This is a genomic window from Pseudarthrobacter sp. S9, assembly GCF_050156545.1.
GTDB lineage: Bacteria > Actinomycetota > Actinomycetes > Actinomycetales > Micrococcaceae > Arthrobacter.
Genome location: NZ_CP189576.1, coordinates 3,192,109 through 3,212,037 on the forward strand (window position 1 = coordinate 3,192,109; position 19,929 = coordinate 3,212,037).

20 protein-coding genes and 1 riboswitch are annotated in these 19,929 nt (G+C 68.9%); of the genes, 12 read left to right on the forward strand and 8 right to left on the reverse strand.

From position 1 onward, the window contains the following. Positions 1-22 precede the first annotated feature (22 nt). Both ACQCSY_RS15290 and ACQCSY_RS15295 read left to right on the forward strand, forming a co-directional pair. Complete coding sequence (locus ACQCSY_RS15290) at positions 23-868, forward strand: PHP domain-containing protein (RefSeq protein WP_427130067.1); 846 nt, start codon at positions 23-25, stop codon at positions 866-868. Next, a complete protein-coding gene (locus ACQCSY_RS15295) occupies positions 868-1,485 on the forward strand; it encodes a MarC family protein (protein WP_427130068.1) in 618 nt (205 codons plus the stop codon). Before ACQCSY_RS15290 ends, ACQCSY_RS15295 begins: the two co-directional genes overlap by 1 nt. Positions 1,486-1,574: 89 nt before the next feature. On the opposite strand, the gene ACQCSY_RS15300 is transcribed toward ACQCSY_RS15295, so the two are convergent. The 3 genes from ACQCSY_RS15300 to ACQCSY_RS15310 form a co-directional block, all read right to left on the reverse strand. Further along, positions 1,575-2,447 (reverse strand): DNA-methyltransferase, encoded by an 873-nt coding sequence (locus ACQCSY_RS15300; protein ID WP_427130069.1) that lies wholly within the window; start codon positions 2,445-2,447, stop codon positions 1,575-1,577. Between the two features lie 8 nt (positions 2,448-2,455). Further along, positions 2,456-4,207, reverse strand: a complete 1,752-nt coding sequence (locus ACQCSY_RS15305) for a DEAD/DEAH box helicase (RefSeq protein WP_427130071.1) — start codon at positions 4,205-4,207, stop codon at positions 2,456-2,458. 324 nt (positions 4,208-4,531) lie between these two features. Further along, positions 4,532-6,040: an RNB domain-containing ribonuclease gene (locus tag ACQCSY_RS15310; protein WP_427130073.1), complete on the reverse strand. Its 1,509-nt coding sequence runs from the start codon at positions 6,038-6,040 to the stop codon at positions 4,532-4,534. A 41-nt stretch (positions 6,041-6,081) separates the two neighbouring features. Here ACQCSY_RS15310 and ACQCSY_RS15315 point away from each other — a divergent pair, with 41 nt between their 5' ends. After that, a complete protein-coding gene (locus tag ACQCSY_RS15315) occupies positions 6,082-6,753 on the forward strand; it encodes a ferritin-like fold-containing protein (protein ID WP_427130075.1) in 672 nt (223 codons plus the stop codon). A gap of 36 nt (positions 6,754-6,789) precedes the next feature. Here the strand turns inward: ACQCSY_RS15315 and thiE are convergent, their stop codons facing one another. Continuing rightward, positions 6,790-7,485, reverse strand: coding sequence for a thiamine phosphate synthase (thiE, locus tag ACQCSY_RS15320; protein WP_427130077.1), 696 nt, complete (start codon positions 7,483-7,485; stop codon positions 6,790-6,792). A gap of 26 nt (positions 7,486-7,511) precedes the next feature. Next, positions 7,512-7,632, forward strand: a riboswitch (TPP riboswitch). Between thiE and thiO the strand changes: the two genes are divergently transcribed. From thiO to ACQCSY_RS15340, 4 genes are all read left to right on the forward strand, one after another. Beyond that, positions 7,626-9,071 carry a glycine oxidase ThiO gene (thiO, locus tag ACQCSY_RS15325; RefSeq protein WP_427130078.1) on the forward strand — a complete coding sequence of 482 codons (1,446 nt, stop codon included), beginning with the start codon at positions 7,626-7,628 and terminating at the stop codon, positions 9,069-9,071. It overlaps the preceding riboswitch by 7 nt. Next, complete coding sequence (gene thiS / locus ACQCSY_RS15330) at positions 9,068-9,304, forward strand: sulfur carrier protein ThiS (protein ID WP_427130080.1); 237 nt, start codon at positions 9,068-9,070, stop codon at positions 9,302-9,304. The genes thiO and thiS overlap by 4 nt, the downstream gene beginning before the upstream one ends. Positions 9,305-9,309: 5 nt before the next feature. Further along, complete coding sequence (locus ACQCSY_RS15335) at positions 9,310-10,125, forward strand: thiazole synthase (RefSeq protein WP_427130082.1); 816 nt, start codon at positions 9,310-9,312, stop codon at positions 10,123-10,125. Between the two features lie 115 nt (positions 10,126-10,240). Continuing rightward, positions 10,241-10,915, forward strand: a complete 675-nt coding sequence (locus ACQCSY_RS15340) for a 4a-hydroxytetrahydrobiopterin dehydratase (protein WP_427130084.1) — start codon at positions 10,241-10,243, stop codon at positions 10,913-10,915. A gap of 24 nt (positions 10,916-10,939) precedes the next feature. Here ACQCSY_RS15340 and ACQCSY_RS15345 read toward each other — a convergent pair whose 3' ends face one another. The 3 genes from ACQCSY_RS15345 to ACQCSY_RS15355 all read right to left on the reverse strand — a co-directional run bounded on the left by ACQCSY_RS15345 (position 10,940) and on the right by ACQCSY_RS15355 (position 12,288). After that, on the reverse strand, positions 10,940-11,242 hold the full coding sequence (locus ACQCSY_RS15345; protein ID WP_427130086.1) for a hypothetical protein: 303 nt from the start codon (positions 11,240-11,242) through the stop codon (positions 10,940-10,942). A 91-nt stretch (positions 11,243-11,333) separates the two neighbouring features. Next, complete coding sequence (locus tag ACQCSY_RS15350; RefSeq protein WP_427130088.1) at positions 11,334-11,558, reverse strand: DUF3107 domain-containing protein; 225 nt, start codon at positions 11,556-11,558, stop codon at positions 11,334-11,336. Between the two features lie 61 nt (positions 11,559-11,619). After that, positions 11,620-12,288 (reverse strand): TetR/AcrR family transcriptional regulator, encoded by a 669-nt coding sequence (locus tag ACQCSY_RS15355; RefSeq protein WP_427130090.1) that lies wholly within the window; start codon positions 12,286-12,288, stop codon positions 11,620-11,622. Positions 12,289-12,373: 85 nt separating this feature from the next. On the opposite strand from ACQCSY_RS15355, the gene moeB reads away from it, so the two are divergent. Both moeB and ACQCSY_RS15365 read left to right on the forward strand, forming a co-directional pair. Then, complete coding sequence (moeB, locus tag ACQCSY_RS15360) at positions 12,374-13,597, forward strand: molybdopterin-synthase adenylyltransferase MoeB (protein WP_427130091.1); 1,224 nt, start codon at positions 12,374-12,376, stop codon at positions 13,595-13,597. Between the two features lie 93 nt (positions 13,598-13,690). Beyond that, positions 13,691-14,719: an SDR family NAD(P)-dependent oxidoreductase gene (locus ACQCSY_RS15365; RefSeq protein WP_427130093.1), complete on the forward strand. Its 1,029-nt coding sequence runs from the start codon at positions 13,691-13,693 to the stop codon at positions 14,717-14,719. Positions 14,720-14,756: 37 nt separating this feature from the next. Here the strand turns inward: ACQCSY_RS15365 and ACQCSY_RS15370 are convergent, their stop codons facing one another. Beyond that, on the reverse strand, positions 14,757-16,106 hold the full coding sequence (locus tag ACQCSY_RS15370) for a glutamyl-tRNA reductase (protein ID WP_427130094.1): 1,350 nt from the start codon (positions 16,104-16,106) through the stop codon (positions 14,757-14,759). Positions 16,107-16,264: 158 nt separating this feature from the next. On the opposite strand from ACQCSY_RS15370, the gene hemE reads away from it, so the two are divergent. The 3 genes from hemE (at position 16,265) to ACQCSY_RS15385 (ending at position 19,840) form a co-directional block, all read left to right on the forward strand. Further along, positions 16,265-17,443, forward strand: coding sequence for a uroporphyrinogen decarboxylase (gene hemE / locus ACQCSY_RS15375; RefSeq protein WP_427130096.1), 1,179 nt, complete (start codon positions 16,265-16,267; stop codon positions 17,441-17,443). 4 nt (positions 17,444-17,447) lie between these two features. Beyond that, positions 17,448-18,908 carry a protoporphyrinogen oxidase gene (hemG, locus tag ACQCSY_RS15380; protein WP_427130097.1) on the forward strand — a complete coding sequence of 487 codons (1,461 nt, stop codon included), beginning with the start codon at positions 17,448-17,450 and terminating at the stop codon, positions 18,906-18,908. 80 nt (positions 18,909-18,988) lie between these two features. After that, a complete protein-coding gene (locus tag ACQCSY_RS15385) occupies positions 18,989-19,840 on the forward strand; it encodes a hypothetical protein (protein WP_427130099.1) in 852 nt (283 codons plus the stop codon). The last annotated feature ends 89 nt before the right edge of the window (positions 19,841-19,929 follow it).

Genomic DNA, 19,929 nt, shown 5'->3' on the forward strand with positions numbered 1-19,929 from the left:
GGCCATCTACTAGGCTGGTGACGTGAGGATTGACCTGCATGCCCACTCAAATGTTTCCGACGGCACCCAGGCGCCGGCCGACGTCATCACGTCCGCCGCTGAAGCCGGGCTCGACGTCATCGCCCTGACCGACCACGACTCCACCGACGGCTGGGCGGAAGCCACCCTCGCGGCCCGGGAACGCGGCATCGCACTCGTACCGGGCATGGAAGTCTCCTGCCGCACGGAAGAGGGCATCAGTGTGCACCTGCTCAGCTACCTGCACGACCCTGAGCACCCCGGGCTGCTCGAGGAAATCACCAAGGCCAAGGACGCGCGGCACACGAGGGCGCAAAGGATGGTCAGCCTGCTGGCCGAAGACTATCCGCTGACCTGGGACGACGTCATCCACCACGTGGCTCCGGGGGCGACGCTGGGCCGGCCGCACATCGCCGACGCGCTCGTCGCCGCGGGCGTGGTCGAGGACCGGTCCGAGGCCTTCAGCTCCATCCTGACCTCGCGCTCACGGTATTTCGTGCAGCACTACGCACCGGACCCGGCGCTCGCCGTCGAACTGGTCCGTGCGGCCGGCGGCGTCCCCGTCTTTGCCCATCCCGTCGCCTGCGACCGCGGGCGGATCGTGGGGGAGCGCACCTACCGGGAAATGATCGACGCCGGGCTGGCCGGCCTGGAGATCTACCACCGCGACAACCCCGAGGAGGGCCGGGAGTTCCTGCGCGGCCTGGCCGAACGGTACGGCCTGCTCGTGACGGGGTCCTCCGACTACCACGGCGCCGGGAAGCCGAACCTGCTGGGCGAGAACCTCACCTCGCCCGAGGTGCTGGCCCGGATCGAGGAACTGGGCACCGGAACCTGCGTGGTGCGCTGATGGGGTGGCTCGACCTCCAGATGCTGGCCTCGGTGGTCGTGACTTTGTTCGTGATCATGGATCCGCCGGGGACCGTGCCGATCTTCATGTCGCTGACGGCGCAGATGAGCGCCAGGGACCGCAACCTGTCCGCCCTCCAGGCCCTGCTGGTGGCGACCGGCGTGATCGTGACCTTCGCGATTTTCGGGCAGTCCATCCTGAACTACATGCACATCTCGCTCGCCGCGCTGCAGGGTGCCGGCGGGCTGCTGCTGGTCCTGATTGCGCTGCAGCTGCTGACCGGGTCCACGAGCGGGGAAGAGAACGCGGCCAAGTACAAGAACGTCGCCTTCGTTCCGCTCGGCACGCCGCTCATGGCCGGTCCGGGCGCGATCGTGGCGGTCATGGTGTTCGTCCAGCAGTCCGGCACCACCGCCCAGTACCTGGCCGTGGGGCTCGGGATTGCGGCGACGCTCGCCTCCCTGTATCTTGCGATGCGCTTCGCCGCGGTGGTGCAGCGGGTGCTGGGGGAGAACGGCGTCGAACTCGTCACCCGGATCGCAGGCCTGCTGCTGTCCGCCATCGCGGTGCAGATGATCGCCGACGCGGTGCACTCGTTCGTCAGGAGCTGGGGCTGACCCACACGGGTCGCCGTTGAGCTATCACTTGGCGTCGCTATGAGGCCGGGGTAGCCACCACAAGTGATAGCGCAACAGGGTGGTGGGAGTCAGCCGGGCGGGAAGGCGGTAAATGTGGCGTGGGCCGCGAGGCGCTTGGCCATGACGTCGATGGCCGGCTGGTTCTGGTCCACGCACACGAACCTGCGGTCGAGTTTCGCGGCCACGGCGCCGAGCGTCCCGGAACCGGCGAAAAAGTCCAGGCACCAGTCGCCGGGGCGGCTTGATGCGGCCACGACCCGGCGGATCAGCCCTTCGGGCTTCTGCGTGGGGTAGCCGGTCTTCTCCCGCCCCGTGGGGGAGACGATGGTGTGCCACCAGACGTCGGTGGGGAGCTTGCCGAGCTCCCGTTTGGCGGGCGTGACAAGCCCCGGCGCCATGTACGGCTCCCGGTCCACCTCGGCGCTGTCGAAGTGGTACTTGGCCGGGTTCTTGACGTACACGAGGATGTTGTCGTGCTTCGTGGGCCAGCGGAACTTGGCCCGCGCACCGTAGTCGTACGCCCAGATGATCTCGTTCAGGAAGCATTCGCGGCCGAAAATGGCGTCCAGCATGACCTTGGCGTAGTGGACCTCGCGGTAGTCCAGGTGCAGGTACAGTGTGCCGTCGTCGGCGAGCAGCCGCCAGGCCTCCACGAGACGCGGCTCCAGGAAGGACCAGTAGTCGCTGAACGCGTCGTCATAGCTGTGCAGCGCGCCCTTGATGGTGTCATAGGACCGGCCCTTGAAACCGACGCGGTCACCCTCCCCGCCGGCGTTGCGGACCATCTTGGTTTCCTGGCGCCGCTGGACCCGTCCGGTATTGAAGGGCGGGTCCACGTAAATCAGTGTGAAGGTGCCGTCCGGCAGCGTGGGGAGATACTCCGCGTTGTCCGCGTGTACCACCAGGTTGCTGCCGTCCGGCGCCCAGACGGTGTCAGTCATAGAGGGGTTTAGGCCTCGGCGTTGCTCGGCAGGGAGTTGCCCTGCTGTGCCTCGCCGGCCACCACCTCGCCGTTGCGGCGGCGGGTGCGGGTACGACGCCGGGCGCGGGTGGCCCTGTCGACCTCAACGGGGGCCTTTGCCGTTGCCGGCGCCGCAGTCGAGGCCGCAGTCGCCTCCGGACTCTGCCCTGCGGCGGCGTCAGCTTCGGCGGGACGGCGACGGCGGTCTCCCGACCGTCCTCCGGCCTCCGCGCCGCTGCGGCGGGTGTCGCGGCCACTGTCTCGTCCGCTGCCGCGGCCCCCGTCACGTGCGCCGCCGGTGCTGCCGCCGCGGGCGCTGTCACGTGCGCCGCTTTGTGTGCTGCTGCGCGTGTTCTTCTTGCCAGTCTCGCCGAGATCCTCAAGGACCTCCGCGTCGACGCCGGCCAGCACGCGCTTGTCGCGGGGCAGGCGGCCCTTGGTGCCCGCGGGGATGTCCAGCTCCTCGAAGAGGTGCGGCGACGAGGAGTAGGTTTCCACGGGCTCCGGGAAGCTCAGGCCCAGGGCCTTGTTGATCAGGCCCCAGCGCGGCATGTCGTCCCAGTCAACGAAGGTCACGGCGGTGCCCTTGTTGCCGGCGCGGCCAGTGCGGCCCACGCGGTGCAGGTAGATCTTCTCGTCTTCGACGCACTGGTAGTTGATCACGTGCGTGACGTCGTCGACGTCGATGCCGCGGGCGGCCACGTCGGTGGCCACGAGGACGTCCACCTTGTTGTTGCGGAAGGCGCGGAGGGCCTGCTCGCGGGCGCCCTGGCCGAGGTCGCCGTGGATGGCGGCCGCAGCGAAGCCGCGGTCCACGAGTTCCTCGGCGACCTTGGCGGCGGTGCGCTTGGTCTTGGTGAAGATGATGGTGCGGCCGCGTCCGCGGGCCTGCAGGATGCGGGCTACCACCTCGACCTTGTCCATGCTGTGGGCACGGTAGATGAGCTGGCGGATGTCGCGCTTGGTCAGGCCCTCGTCGTCCGGGTCGGCGGCGCGGATGTGGGTCGGCTGGGTCATGTAGCGGCGGGCCATGGCGATGACCGGGCCGGGCATGGTGGCCGAGAACAGCAGGGTCTGGCGGACGGCCGGGGTGCCGGCGATAAGCGTCTCGACATCCGGCAGGAAGCCGAGGTCCAGCATTTCGTCGGCCTCGTCAAGGATGACCATTTTGACGTTGTTCAGGCTCAGGTGCTTCTGCTTGTAGAGGTCGATCAGACGGCCCGGCGTGCCGACAACGATTTCGACGCCCTTCTGCAGGGCGTCGACCTGGGGCTCGTAGGCGCGGCCGCCGTAGATGGTGGCAACGCGGGCGTTGCGCTTCTTGGCGGCGTTCTCAAGATCTTTGGCCACCTGGACGGCAAGTTCGCGGGTCGGCACGATTACCAGCGCCTGCGGGGCGCCCGGAACGGAGAGCTTGTCGAAGCCGGCGTCATCGCGGCCGACGACGCGCTGCAGCGCGGGGATGCCGAAGCCGAGGGTCTTGCCGGTTCCGGTCTTGGCCTGGCCGATGATGTCGTGGCCGGCCAGGGCGACGGGCAGCGTCATGGCCTGGATCGGGAAGGGGTGGGTGATGCCGGCGTCGGCAAGGGACTCCACGATGTCTGCGCGGACGTTGAAGTCGGCGAAAGTCTTCTCGGCGATCTCGTGCGGCTTTTCGTCCGAGATGATGGTCTCTTCCGGCTCGATCGTTTCCGTTCCGGATTCGTCGGTCAGAAGCTGGTGCGTGTGCAATTCACTCACAGGTGAGTTTCCTTATTCATTTTGGGCTGCGCTGCTTGCTCAACGGGGCCGGCCGGTGTGGCCGTTCCGGAGCACGCTCAGGCGCGCAAGCAATTTCCAGTGGAAGCCGATCGCGGGCTATCTAAATGCTGGCACTGGGGACCAGCGGGTGTCTCTCAAGATCGCGTAGGGGCGGGCTTGTTGAATTCGAAAATCATGGAAATCAACGACCGGGCATCCATTTCTACCTCTCCAGTCTAGCTGTACGCAGCCCGGAACCTCGACTGGACCCGCAACCGCCGTGCGGGAGGGCCTGCGGAGGGATGCGCGGAATGGCCCCGCTGGTCAGCCCACGAGCTCCAGCCGGACCTCCCGCGTGGTGATGTCGGAGGACACGATCCGGACCCGGACCTGGGTGCCGGGTTCCAGCTCGCCGGGGCAGCGTGCGGTCACTGCGGGCTCGGCGATCTGGACGACCCCGGACGGGCCGTTGCCGTTGCCGTTCTGTTTGCCGTTGCCGTTGCCCTTTCCGGCCGTTCCGCCGTTCCCGTTGCCGTTTTTGGCGGGTTTCGAACCTGAAATGACGACGGCGTCGAACTCCTGCCCGATGTGGTTGATCAGCAGTGCCGCCTCGACGGTGTCAAGCGCCAGCCGCTCCAGCTTGGCCGCCAGCTGGTCCGAGGTTGCCATGATCGACGGGAGGGAGGGCAACGCCTCGCGGGCCCAGGCCGGGACGTCCGTGCCGTTGCTGAGCGCCTCGCAGATGACCAGCACGAAGCGGTCAATCAGCCGACGCAGCGGGGCCGTAGAGTGCGCATAGGCGGCGCCGATGGCGGATTGGACGGCGGCCTCCGGCACGGCTCCGTCGAAGGGAGTGTAGCCGGCACCCCGGAACAGCATGCCGGCCGAATGCACGATCGCCAGCTGCCGGGGGTCCGTGGGGTCAAGGGTGCGCAGATACTCGCCGTAGCTCATTTCCCCGTCCCAAGGCTTGCCGAGGGCGCGCGTCTGGCGGTGGAAGTGCCGCAGGGAGCTTTCATCCGGGGCAGGCATGGTGCGGAGAATGCCGACCTTGCCGACAAGCATCAGCCGGGCAGCGGCCATGCCCGTCATGAGTGAAATCTGCGCGTTCCAGTCCTCCACCGGCAGCGGCGGGGCCGCGACGATCCGGTAGCCGCCGTCGCGCAGCTGTTGGATTTCCTGTTCCGGCATGTTCAGGCTCGCGCCGCCGCGGAGGCGTTCCAGCTCCACCCGCTTGATGCCCACTTCCTTGAGCAGCTGCAGCACGGGCGCCGCGGTGCCGGCGTCGAGCTCGGCCTGGACGCCCTTGTAGCTGAGCTTGGCGCGGCTGCGGACGCGCGCCCGCCGCACAAGCACCGAGGACACCTCCGCGGCGGCATCGAGCTCGAATTCCCAGACGAACGCGGCGCACAGCTGCCCGGCCAGCAGACTGCCGGCGGCTTCGCTGATGACTTCCGGGTGGAGCGGGATCCGCCCGTCCGGAGTGTAGAAGGTCTGGCCGCGCCGGCGGGTTTCGGCGTCGAGCGCCCCGCCGGGGGCCACAAAGGAAGGGACGTCGGCGATGGCGTAAAACACTTTGTAACCCTCGCCGGACCGGTCGATGAACAACGCCTGGTCCAAGTCGGTGGACGACGCCGGATCAATGGTCACGAACTCGATATGCGTGAGATCCAGCTCCGGCAGCTTGTGCCCGGCCACGGCAGCCTGAGCGTCACGGAGCACGCCCTCGGGGAACGGGCCCGGCAGCTCCAGAGTCGTTCGCAGCGACTTGAGCGCCCCGGCAAGCTGGTTCTGCTGTTGGTGGACGCTGGGGGTCAGGCGATGATGGGACACGAAAATCAGATTAGCTCCAATTGCGCGATTAGTCTTGGATCATGAGCTCATCCCCGGCCGATCCTGCCCGCTACAACAGCTTCCTCATGGATCTGCTCGGTGTGATGGCCTACGGCGAGCTTTCGGCCTTCGAACGGCTGTCCTCCGACGCCCGGTATTCGCCCACGCTGCACGACCGCGCGGTCCTTGGCAGGATCGCCGTCATCGAGTTCCAGCACTACGAACTCGTCAGCGCCAGGTTCGAGGAGATGGGCCTGGACGCCGAGGCGGCCATGCTGCCCTTCCAGCCGTCCGTGGACCATTTCCACGAGCGCACCCGCCCGGCGGACTGGTACGAATCACTCATGAAGGCCTATGTGATCGATACGGTCTCCGCCGATTTCTACCGCGCCATCGCCCGCTATGTCGACGCTGAAACCCGGGAGCTGATCGAACGGATCCAGTCCGCAGACGAGGCGACCGCCGTGTTGCGGGAGCGTCTCAAGAGGGCCCTTGCCGATGATCCGCGGCTGGCAGCCCGGCTGGCGCTGTGGGCCAGGCGGCTGCTGGGCGAGGCACTCACGGAGGCGCAGCGGGTGGGCTTCGAGCACGCGTTCCTCGGCGGCCTGTCCGGCAGGGACGCGGCCGGGGCCAGGGAGCTGGTCAGCGGGCTGACAGCTGAGCTCGCGGCGAACCACTCGCGCCGGATGACGCAGCTGGGACTGGCCGGCTAGTTCCGCTGCCCGCCAGGGTTGCGCCCGGGGTTCAGCTCAGGATTCCGCGGCGTCGAGGGCGGCGAGGAGGGCGCGCGCGGCGTCGGCGGGATCATCGGCGTCGGTAATGGCCCGGACCACCACGATCCGCCGGGCGCCGGCCTCGACCACCTGCTCCACATTGCCCAGGTCGATCCCGCCGATCGCGAACCAGGGCACCACGCCGTCGACCTTGCCGGTTCCATCTGCCTCGGGCCGGCGGATCGCCTGATCGGCGTAGCGCACCAGGTCGAGTCCGACGGCGGAGCGCCCAGGCTTGGTCGGGGTGGCCCACACGGGTCCCACGCAGAAGTAGTCCAGCCCGCGGCGCCCCGGCGAGGCGGCAATGGCAGCATCCACCTGCTCCGGGCTGTGAGTGGACAGCCCGATCACGGCGCCCTTGCCGAGGAAGTTCCTGGCGGCGTCGAGGGGGATGTCCTTCTGCCCGATGTGGAACACCGGCGCCCCGGACAGCGAGGCGATGTCCGCCCGGTCATTGACGGCCCACAGCCGTCCGTGGCGCTGCGCCACCTTGTGCAGGACCTCGAGGAGCTCAAGTTCCTCGGCCGCCTCCAGCGACTTGTCGCGCAGCTGGATTATGTCCACGCCGCCGGCAAACGCGGCGTCCACGAAGTCCTCGAAGTCGCCGCGGTCCTTGCGGGCGTCGGTGCACAGGTACAGGCGGGCAGTGGTGTGGAGGGCATCCTGGCTCATGACACCAGCCTAGTTCCTCTAAACTGGGCGCATACCGCGGGAGCCCGCTGCAGCCGTTCGAGTGCTGCACGGCTGAGAGGGCGTCAGAGCCGACCGCTTGACCTGATCCGGCTAGTACCGGCGTAGGGAAGGAGTCTTTCATGGGCACAGCAGTCAGCCGTGATGACACAGCGAGTACAGACACAGCGAGTGATGACGCAGCGAATGATGACACCGCGTCCGGGTTTTATGACGCACGCACCCACGTAGCCTGGCGCGGAGCCGCGCCCGCGGATTTATCAGCCGATTTATTAGCCGATGTTGCCCTGATCGGCGGCGGCGTGATCGGCCACGGCATCGCCTGGGAGGCGAGCCGCTCGGGCCGCTCAGTGGTGCTGATCGACGATGCCCCCGGCAGCGGGGCCAGCTGGGCCGCCGCCGGCATGCTCGCGCCCGTCAGCGAGCTGCACTACCAGGAGGAGGCGCTCCTGGAACTGATGCTCGAATCCTCCCGCCTATGGCCGGACTTCGCCGCGGCACTCGACGGCGCTCAAGCGACGGGTACGGACGCGGCGGGTACGGACGCGACGGGCAGGGAAGCGGCGGCGCATTCCGGCACCGGTTACCTCACGACGCCGACCCTCGCCGTCGGGGCCGACGCCGCCGACCGCCGGGCGCTCGCGGACCTGAGGGCCGTCCAGCAGGCCTGCGGCCTCAATGTGGAACCGCTGACCGTGCGCGAGGCGCGGGGACGGGAACCCTTGCTGAGCCCCGGGATCTCGTGTGCCTTCGACATCCCGGCCGATCACCAGGTGGATCCCCGCCGGCTGCTCGCCCGGATTGCCGCGCTGCTGGCAACGGACGGCCGGAGCCGCGCCGTTGCCAGGCGCGCGGCCGGACTGCTCTGGGAGGACGGACGCGTCAGCGGAGTCAGCCTCGCGGGCGGCGGCGCCGTGCATGCAAAGGAAACCATTGTGGCGAACGGGCTCGGCGCCTCGGAGCTGGGCGGCCTGCCCGCTGGGCTCACGCTGCCGCTCCGGCCGGTCTACGGGGACATCCTCCGGCTGCGCGTGCCCGCCCACCTGCGGCCGCTGCTCATCTCCACTGTACGGGGACTGGTCCGCGGCGTGCCGGTGTACATCGTCCCGCGGCAGGATGGCACCGTGGTGATCGGGGCCACCCAGCGCGAAGACGGACCCGCGGACCCCCGGGCCGTCTCCGCCGGCGGCGTCTACCAGCTGCTGCGGGACGCACAGCAGCTGGTGCCCGCGGTGGCCGAGCTGGAACTGCTCGAGGTCACGGCCCGGGCCCGCCCGGGCACGCCGGACAACGCGCCATTGCTGGGCCGGGTGAAGCGCCCCGGCCCGGACCGCGGGGATGGCGACGACATCCCGGGCCTCATCATCGCTACCGGATTCTTCCGGCACGGCGTCCTGCTCACCCCAGCTGCCGCCACCGTCTGCCGGCAGCTGTTGGACGGACATGCGGACCCGCGCTGGGCCGTCTTCCGTCCTGACCGTTTCTCCCACGCCCCGGATTCCGGGAACAGATCCAACTCCGGCAACAGACCCAACTCCGGCAACAGATCCAACAAGGAAGCAGCATGAACATCAGACTGAACGGAACGGAGCACAGCGTCGCCGACGGCGCCTCCGTCAGCACGCTGGTCAGCCAGCTCACGGGCCGGACCCTCGGCCCGGACGGCCAGTCCGCCGACGGCCGGAAGCTCGGCGTCGCGGTGGCCCGCAATTCCGAGGTGGTGCCCCGCAGCCAGTGGCACGGCACCGCGCTCGCCGATGGTGACGACGTCGAGCTCGTCACGGCAGTCCAGGGAGGATAAACAGCATGAAGGAAACCTCTCTTGCAGCATCGCCGGCAACCGGCGCCTGTCCCGATCCGTTCGTGGTCGACGGCGTCCGGCTGGGGTCGCGCCTGATCATGGGAACCGGCGGGGCGCCGAGCCTCGACGGACTGGGGGCTGCCCTTGTGGCGTCAGGGACGGAACTGACCACGGTGGCGATGCGCCGCTATTCGCCCGCCGAGACGGGGTCGCTCTTCCAGCTGCTCGTGGAGCACAACATCAGGGTGCTGCCCAACACGGCCGGCTGCTTCACCGCCAAGGACGCCGTCCTGACCGCCGAACTGGCCCGCGAAGCCCTCGAAACAGACTGGGTCAAGCTGGAAGTCATTGCCGATGAGCACACCCTGCTGCCGGACGCCGTGGAGCTGGTGGACGCGACCGAACAGCTCGTGGCCCGCGGCTTCAAGGTCTTCGCCTACACCAACGACGACCCTGTGCTGGCCCTGCGGCTGGAAAACCTCGGTGCCGCCGCCGTGATGCCGCTCGGCTCGCCGATCGGCACCGGCCTGGGCATCCTGAACCCTCACAACATCGAGCTGATTGTCTCGCGGGCGTCCGTTCCCGTGGTCCTGGACGCCGGGATCGGCACGGCCTCGGACGCCGCCCTGGCGATGGAACTCGGCTGCGACGCCGTACTCCTGGCCACGGCCGTGACGCGGGCGCAGAATCCCGTGCTGATGGGGGAGGCCTTCAAACACGCGGTCATCGCCGGTAGGCTGGCGAAAACGGCCGGCAGGATCCCGCGCCGCGAGCACGCCCTGGCGTCGTCGGCCATGGAAGGCCGGGCCGAATTCCTCTGACCCCGGCCTCTCCGGGCTGACCGCCAACCGTTGTGGTCAATCCACAAACGTCAATCCACAAACGTCAATCCACAAACGTCAATCCACAAACGTCAATCCACCCAAGGAGCATGCAGTGGCAGCCACGGACGACGTCCTTACCCGCCCCCAGATCGATGACGCCCTGGCGGGCCTGCCGGACTGGAGGTACCGCCTGGGCGGCCTGGTGACGGTGTACAAAGCGCCGACGCCGGCCGCGGCTTTGGCGCTGATCGCCGCCGTCGGGAGCGTGGCCGAAGAGCAGAACCACCACCCGGACCTGGACTGGCGCTACAACAGGGTGTTCATCCGCTTCACGTCCCACGACGCCGGCACGGAGGTCACGCCGCGGGACGTCAAGGCGGCGGCGGCGGTCAGCGCGGCGGCCGCGGACGCGGGCGCCGCCGCGGAACCGGGGCTGTACCGGACGGTGGAAATTGCGATCGATTCGGAGGATCCGGCAGGGATTTCCGAGATCTGGCGGGTAGCCCTCGGCTACCGCAAGGGCAGGTTTGGGGACCTCGTGGACCCTCACGGGCGCGGGCCCGGACTGTGGTTCCAGGAGACGGCCACGCCGAACGCCAACCGCATCCACCTCGACATCCATCGGAGCAAGGCCGAGTCCGGTCCGGTGCTCGAAAAGACGGCGGCCACCGGGGCCTTAATGAACCGTGACCACGCACCCGACTGGGTGGTGGTCACGGATGCGCAGGGAAACCGGCTGTGCCTCTGCACCGAAGAAGGCCACGGGCCGGATCTTCCGAAGGAGTAAGCGCCCGGCCGGGCGTCAGTATCCCTAGAGCTTCAGGATGGCGGTGAGCCGGGCGGTGTCGTGCCGGGTCCGGGTCCGGCCGAGGTACACCGCGGCGGCGATGGCCGCAGCGGTGCCCAGGATCAGGGGCAGGATCCATGGGATCCAGGTCAGTCCCGGCTGGTAGCCGAACCCCGCCGCCATGAAAATGATCCAGCTCAGCATCCCGACGGAGGCGGCGACCCCCGCCGGCACGCTGATGCCGTACTTGGCGTGCCGCTTGTCATTGGCCCACACCACGAAACCCGCGGCAACTGTCACCATGGCGACCACAATCAAGGAAAGCATTCAGGACACCTTATTTTCGTAGGGATAGCTGTGGGGGCAGTCGTTTTGGGGACGGTGGCTGCGGGAAGCAGGTGAGCTGGACCAGCGGCGGCTAGAGCGCGCCGAAACCGACGCGGCGGGTTTCTTCCGCCCCGATTTCGACGTAGCCGAGGACGCTGGCCGGGACGATGATCTGGCGGCCCTTTTCATCCGTCAGGCGCAGTTCGGTGCCCTTGGCGATGGCCTCTCCGACCACCTTGGCCACGGCGTCCGCATCCTGGGTCGATTCCAGGACAATTTCGCGGCTGATGTTCTGAATGCCGATCTTTACTTCCACTGCAAGGCCTCCCAGCCAATCAAAGTCGAATCAATGTCAAAGCGTAATCTCTATTTGTACTCTAGGTCTCTTTGGGGAAGCGGGAGATTCCGCGCCAAGCTAAACGGTAGATCAGGTCACTGGCCACATCGAGGTCAAGATCGCCGCCGGTTTCCAGCCAGTACCGGGCGCTGACCTGCGCCATTCCGGCGAGTCCCCGGCCCAGCAGCCGGGCTTCCAGCTCCGGCAGCTTGGTGTCCTCGGCGATCACGCGCGCGACGGCGTCGGCAAAGGTCTTGTTGAAGGTTTCCAGCCGCGCACTGACATCCGGATCATTGATGAGGTCCGATTCGAACACGAGGCGGTGGGCCTGGTCGTCGCTGGCGATGAACCGGTAGTAGGCGCGCATGACGGCCTGGACGCGCTCGTCGTTGTCCGTGGTGGAATTCAGGGCCCCCAGCAGGAGGTCGATGAGCTTCGTCAGGTGGCTGTCCAGCAGGGCCAGGTACAGTTCGCGCTTGGACGGGAAGTGCTGGTAGAGCACCGGCTTGCTCACATGGGCGGTATCGGCGATTTCATCCATGGCGGCACCGTGGTAGCCGTTGGCCACGAAGACTTCCTGCGCGGCCGCCAGCAGTTGTGCCCGGCGTTCGTCGCGGGGGAGGCGTGCCGAGCGCTGTCCCCCGCTCCGCGCCTGCCCGGCCGGCGGCGTGCCGGCCTGATCCTGCTCAACCGGTGCCTGATGAATCACTGTCGGCCTTCTTTCCCTTGCTTGTTAGTTACACTTTACGCGTGGGTAATATGACCTGGCGGTACCTTCGGGCATAGATTGAAGTATGGCTTCCAACTTCACCGCAAGCGCCGCCGCCGCAACCCCGAAAACGCTGCTGGATACGCGCCCCGGACCGCTGGTTGAACCGGCGGAGGGCTTGAGTCCGGAGGAAGTGGAGCGCTACTCGCGGCACCTGATCATTCCTGAGATCGGCACGCTCGGCCAGCGCCGCCTGAAAAACGCCAAAGTCCTGGTGATCGGCGCCGGCGGACTCGGCTCTCCCGCGCTGCTGTACCTGGCCGCCGCCGGGGTGGGGACGCTGGGCATCGTCGACGACGACGAGGTGGACCTGAGCAACCTCCAGCGTCAGGTCATCCACGGGATCGCGGACGTGGGCCGTCCCAAGATCGAGTCGGCGCGGGATGCCATCGCGGCCCTGAACCCGCTCGTGGACGTCCGGCTGCACAACGTCCGCCTCGACGCCGGCAACGCCCTGGAGCTTTTCGCGGGCTACGACCTCATCCTCGACGGCGCCGACAACTTCGCCACCCGCTACCTCGTCAACGACGCCGCGGCGATCCTCGGCAAGCCCTATGTCTGGGGCTCGATCTTCCGGTTCGACGGACAGGTCAGCGTCTTCTGGGAACAGTACGGTCCCACGTACCGGGACCTCTACCCGGAGGCGCCCCCGGCCGGGTCCGTGCCGTCGTGCGGGGAAGGGGGAGTGTTCGGCATGCTGTGCGCCGCCGTCGGATCGCTGATGGTGACGGAGGCCGTCAAGCTCATCACCGGCGTCGGGCGGTCCCTGCTGGGACGGCTGGCGCTCTACGACGCGCTGGGCGGAACCTGGCGCGAAATCAAGGTGGCCCGGGACCCCGAGGCCGAACGCATCACGGAACTCACCGACTACGAGGCGTTCTGCGGAATCACGCCCTCGGCGGAGGCGGGCACCGAGCACACAGTCACAGCGACCCAGCTCGCCACGATGCTGGCCTCGCGCAAGGCCGGTCTCAAGGACTTCCACCTGGTAGACGTGCGGGAGAGCGGGGAGTACGAGATCGTGCGCATCGACGGAGCCGTGCTGATCCCGCAGGGCAGGATCCTGGCCGGCGAAGCGTGGCAGGAGCTGCCGCAGGATGAGGACATCGTCTTCCATTGCAAGGGCGGCACGCGGTCCGCAGCGGTCCTGGCCGCCGCGCGCGCCGCCGGCTACGAACGCGTCAGCCACCTCGAGGGCGGGATCCTCGCCTGGGTGCGGGACGTGGAACCGGGGAAACCCGTCTACTGACGGCGTTCTGAACGCCGTACTCACCCCTCAAGCGGTCCCCGGAAAGTCGGATTCGAACGGCAGATTCGAACGGCAGATTCGAAAGGCACAGTCATGAGCGAAGGAAACATGCTGACACCGCAGCGGAAGATCGGCTCCGGTTTTGGCCGGGATTCGACGGCGGCCGAGGTCATTGCGGGCATCGACCTGACCGGGAAGACGGCCATTGTGACCGGCGGCTACTCCGGACTGGGCCTGGAGACCGTCCGGGCCCTGGCGTCTGCCGGCGCCACCGTGGTTGTGCCGGCACGGCGGCCGGAGCACGCCCGCGAGGTCCTGGACGCAGCGGGTATGACGGCCGGAACTGCCGGAACGGCTGCAGGCGACGTGAGCGTGGCCGAGCTGGACCTGGCGGACCAAGCCAGCGTGAAGGAATTCGCGGCAGGCTTCCTGGCCAGCGGGCCCGGCACCGGCCTGGACATCCTGATCAACAACGCCGCCATCATGGCGAGCCCCGAGCACAGAGTGGGGCCCGGCTGGGAGTCACAGTTCGCCACGAACCACCTGGGCCACTTTGCCCTCACCAACCTGCTGTGGCCGGCGCTCTCCGCGGGAAACGGCGCGCGCGTGGTCTCGCTGTCCTCCACAGGGCACAAGCTCTCACGCATCCGCTTCGACGACATCAACTTCGACGCAGGCTACGACAAATGGAGGGCCTACGGGCAGGCCAAGACGGCCAACGCCCTCTTCGCCGTCGAGCTCGACGCCCTCGGCAACGATTCCGGGGTGCGTGCCTTCGCCGTGCATCCGGGCGGCATCATGACCGAGCTCCAGCGTCACCTGCCACGGGAGGAAATGATTGCCTCCGGCTGGATGGATGAACACGGCAACGTCGACGCGCGGTTCAAATCGCCGGCGCAGGGTGCGGCGACGTCTGTCTGGGCAGCGACCTCCCCGGCGCTTGAGGGCAGGGGCGGGGTCTACTGCGAGGACTGCGACATCGCGGAACCCACGATGCCCGGAACGCCGGAGGCGCGGATCAGGGGTGTGGATGCGCACGCGGTGGATCGGGCGGATGCCGCGCGCCTGTGGACGCTCTCGGCCGAAATGACAGGCCTCAATGCCTTTGCCCAGGGCCGGTAGGGCCGGTAGCCGGCCGGTACCCATGCAGGGCCGGTAGCTATGCTGTTTCCCGCTTGTCTTCCCGCGTGTCGCCGGCGGCGGGGCGCTGGCCGTGGTCGACCGGGCATTCAGCGCCCGGGGCCGGAGCTGCCGGCTGATCCACTGTGATGCCGTACAGGGCTTCGAGGCTGGCAACGTAGAGTTCCTGCTGCCCGTTGGCGGCCAGTTCGCGGGCGCGGACTGTAGGGACGTGCAGCAGCTGCTTGACCATGCGGCGAAGGGCGAATTCCACTTCCTCGGCCGCGGCGGTGCAGCCGTGGCGGGCGCGCACCTTTTCCATTTCCGCATCCAGCACATTCATGGTGTGGCGGCGCAGCGCGACAATGGCGGAGTCCACGGAGCGCGCCTCGCGTTCCTGCTCGAACGCGCTGGCCGCCCCCGCCACGATGGTGCTGGCCTGCGCCAGCGACTCGGCCTGTTCCTGCGGGGCGGCAAGACGGACGGACTCAAGCGTCAGCAGCTCGACGCCGTCGAGCTCGCCGACCGCGGGGTCGAAGTCGTGGGTGAGGGCCAGGTCGATCGCGATCAGCGGCTGGGGCGAGGCTGCCCGGACCCGGGCCAGTTCCGCCGCTTCGACGCGCGTGTCCGAGCCGCTGCAGCCGATCATGACGTCGGCCGCGGCGACGGCGGCGGGCAGGGTCACGTCGTCGAGGGCCGTGCCTCCGCGGGTGGCGACGAAGCCGGCGGCGCGGCCGGAGGAGGAGAAGACCGAGACGTCGGTGCAGCCGCGTTCGCGCAACAGCGACATCGTGGCCCCGGCATAGGCGCCGGTGCCGAAGACGACCGCTTTCTTGGCGGACCAGTCCGGGTTCTCCGACAGCTCGGTGGCAAGGTCCAGGGCCACGGAGACGATCGAGAGGCCGCGGGAGCCGAGCGCCGTCTGGGCGCCGACATCCTTGGCCGTCTTTGAGGCGGCCTGGAACAGCCGGACCAGGCCCGAGCTGGCGGTGCCTTCGTGCTGGGCGGTGATCAGGGCGCGGCGGACCTGTCCGGCAATCTCGCGTTCGCCGACGACGGCGGAGTCCAGCCCGGAGCTGACCGCAAAGAGGTGCTGGCTGACCTCCGGACCGGTGCGGGTGCTGAAGGCGCGGGAGACCAGCTGATCGTTGAGCCCGCTGGCTCCGCTGATCTGGGTGATGAGGGCCGCGCGGGCAGCTTGGACGTCGTCGGGATGCGGCGCTTCTCCGTAGATTTCGAAGCGGTTGCAGGTGGCAAGCACAACGGCACCCGCCACTGCCGGCGATCCGGCGAGGGCGGATGTGGCGAGCTCTGAAGCGCCGGTGCTCAGTTGAGCAACGGTCTCGAGGTCGATGTCGGCGTGTGTAGCCACCAATGAGAAAAGAACCACAGCACGACCATCATAGCTTTTTCGCGTCCTTGTAGAACAACAATCCCGCACGGAACGGGGCACCCCGGCTTGTGATTCCCGCCACGGAGGCACCCGCTGCGGGGCCTGTGACAGGTTGTCGATATCTTTTGGGGCCAAATTTGGGCACAATCGAAGTCATGACTCCTAGCGCTGCGGCAAGTGCCGGCACGGCAAAATTCGGCACGGCAAAATTCAGTACGTCTGAAATCAGCACGGCGACCCCCGGCACGGGAACCCACAGTACGGCCACGGGCGGCCTTGACGCCGGACACCCGCTGATGGACGGCCGCACCGCCGGTTCCCCGCTGATCACCGCCTACCGGGGCGGCAAGCCCTCCCGCCGCCCCGTGTGGTTCATGCGCCAGGCCGGCCGCTCGCTGCCCGAATACCTCAAGGTGCGCAAGGGCGTGGCCATGCTGGACTCCTGCCTGCGCCCCGAACTCGCCTCCGAGATCACCCTGCAGCCGGTCCGCCGCCACGACGTCGATGCGGCCATCTTCTTCTCCGACATCGTGATTCCGCTCAAGCTGGCCGGGGTCGGCGTGGACATCGTTCCCGGCGTGGGCCCCGTCCTGGACAAACCGGTCCGCACGGCTGAAGACGTCGCCGCCCTCCCGCAGCTGACCTGGGAGGCGTTGGAACCCATCCGGGAAGCCGTCCGGCTCACCGTGGCCCAGCTGGGCAGCACACCGCTGATCGGTTTCGCGGGCGCTCCCTTCACCCTTGCGGCCTACATGGTCGAAGGCAAGCCGTCCCGCGACCACCTCGGCCCGCGCACCATGATGCACGCCGACCCCGAAGCCTGGGCTGCGCTGGCCAATTGGGCCGCGGACGCCTCCGGCATGTTCCTCCGCGCGCAGCTGGAAGCCGGTGCCTCCGCCGCGCAGCTCTTCGACTCCTGGGCCGGTTCGCTGGGCCTGGCCGACTACGAACGCTACGTCGCCCCGGCGTCCTCGCGCGCCCTGGACCACGTGCGGCACCTGGGGGCACCGTTGATCCACTTCGGCACCGGCACCTCGGAACTGCTCGTGGCCATGCGCGACGTCGGCGTCGACGTCGTGGGGGTCGACTATCGGCTGCCGCTGGACGAAGCCAACCGCCGCCTCGGTGGCACGGTTCCGTTGCAGGGCAACATCGACCCTGCGCTGCTTTCCGCCCCCTGGGAGGTCCTTGAGGCCCACGTCCGCGAGGTAATCGCGGCCGGTGCCGCCGCGCCGGGACACGTCCTGAACCTCGGACACGGAGTGCCCCCGGAGACGGACCCGGCGGTGCTGACGCGCGTTGTCGAACTCATCCACTCCATCTCCCCGGAGTAACGGCATGGACGCAGGCGCGGCTGCCGCCGGAACAGCCGTCGTGGTGGGCGGCGGGATCTCCGGTCTGCTGGCCGCCCGGGAACTGGCCCGGGCCGGTGTCCGCGCCACGGTCCTGGAAGCCTCCGGCAGCTGGGGCGGCTGTGTGGGCAGCCACGTCGTGGCCGGCCTGACCCTGGACAGCGGCGCCGAGTCCTTCGCCACCCGCTCCTCCGCCGTGGCCGACCTCGCCGTCGAGCTGGGCCTTGCCTGCGAGATCGTTCCGCCGAATCCCGGCGGTGCCTGGGTCCAGTTGCCTGACGGCCCGCGGGAACTGCCGAAGACCGGGGTGCTTGGCATCCCGGCCAACCCGTGGGACCCGGAGGTCCGGCGATCGCTGGGTCTGCTCGGTTCGCTGCGGGCCGCACTGGATGCCCTGCTGCCGGCCTCGCTGGGCACGGCGGCCGATGTCACCAGCGTCGCGGCGCTGGTCCGCGCACGGATGGGCAGCCGGGTGCTGGACCGCCTCGTGGCGCCGGTCGTCGGCGGCGTCCACTCCGCCGATCCCGCCCTGCTCGACGTCGACATGGTGGCACCCGGGCTGCGCGCCGGGATCCGCCGGCACGGCTCGCTCGCCGCCGCCGTGGCGGCCCAGCGCAGGGGAGGGGCCGCTGCCGAAACCGCGGAGCCGAAGAAACGCGATCCCCAGCCGGCCGGGCTGCGCAAGGCCGGCTCCGCCGTCGCCGGATTGCGCGGCGGCATGCACACACTCGTTTCCGCGCTGCTGGCCGATCTGCGGCGGCGCGGCGTGACCCTGCTCAGCGGCACCGCGGCCGACGCCGTGGAACGCACGGCGCACGGCTGGCGCGTCACCGCCGGGGGCGCGTCGTACGACGCCGGACTGCTGGTGGTCGCGGTGGAGGGCACGGCCGCCGTCGGGCTGCTCGCGGACACCCTTCCGCGGCTTGCCGGCCTCCGCCCCGACGCCGGGCCCGACGTCAGCCTGGTCACCCTCGTGGTGGACCTGCCGGAACTTGACGCCGCGCCACGCGGCACGGGAGTCCTCGTGGCGCCTCAGAGCCCGGGAATCCAGGCCAAGGCGCTGACGCATGCCACCGCCAAGTGGGCCTGGCTGGCGGACCGGACCGGTCCCGGCACGCACGTCCTCCGGCTCTCGTACGGACGCGGCGGCGATCCGGGCGCCGCCGTGCCGCGCTCGGACGATGAACTGTTCAATGCAGCCTTGAACGACGCCTCGGCCCTGCTCTCGGTCCCGGTCACCGGAGGGGACGTCGTGGGCTGGGACGTCGTGCGGTGGGCAGGCGCCCTGCCGTTCGCGTCCCTGGGGCACAAGCAGCGCGTCGCCGAGGTCCGGGGCATCTGCGCAGCAGACGGTTCACTCGCCGTGGTGGGCGGGTGGCTCTCCGGAAACGGACTCGCCGCGATCGTCGCCGACACGCCCAAGCTCGTGCGCACGCTGCTGTCCTGAACCTGCTTCACTGAATCCTGGGTTCTCTCGGTTTTCCCTGGGTTTTACCTCCCGAGCGATTCCGGCTAGGCTCGATGACCATGGTTATTTTCAGGTCCAAGGTTTCAAGAACGCAGACCGGTCACCATGGGGGACTTCGGCGCGGCGCAGCAGCTGCCACGCTCGGAGTGGTACTGGCTCTGACCGCAGGGGTTCCTGCCTCCCACGCCGCGACGGGTCTATCCGTTGCGGCCTCCGCCCCACCGTCGGCCCGGAGCCCGCTGTCCCTTGGCCTCGACGACTTGCTTGACGGTCTGCTCGGCCCCTCACCGCAGCCCACCCCCTCGCAGCAGCCAACACCTTCGCAGCAGTCCACCCCCTCGCAGCAGCCCACTCCTTCCGACGAACCGGATCCGGCCGAGCCTGCGCCGCGCGGGACGCCCCAGCAGTCCCCGGCTCAAAGCAACACCCCGCAGCCCAGCACTCCGCAAACCCGCGCGCCGGAAACCCGAGCGCCGGAAACCCGAGCGCCGGAAACCAGCGCGCCGGAAACCAGCACTCCGGAAACCAGCACGCCGCAGCCTGCCGTGACTGCCTCCGGGAGCGTCACCGTCGGCCAGCCGCCGGCCAACGGCTCCGCGCCCCTCCAGTCGCCGGCAGCCGGCGCTGACCCAGTGCCGGCTGCCGGGTCCCCGGCCGCCGGCGGCCCGGCAGCCGGAGAAGCCGGACCGCCGTCGTCGTCTGCCGGGACTGCCGCCGCAGGGCAGGCCCCGGCCGCCGGCTCCAAGGCCGAGTCGGCTGCCGTAGCGAAAGGCCACTCCGGCGGCACCTCCCTGCAGGCAACCTCGGCGGTGGGACCTGCCGGACCGTCTCCGCTGGTCGGCTGGGGCATCTGCCTGGTCGCGCTGTCCGTGGGTGCCGGCGTCGCAGTCGTCCGGATGCGCAAAGGCTGAGCCACACGGCTCCGGGAGCCGGCTCACGCCGCCAGCACCGCGAGGACAGGTGAAATAAAGCACTTCTACGCGTTGTAGAAGTGCTTTAT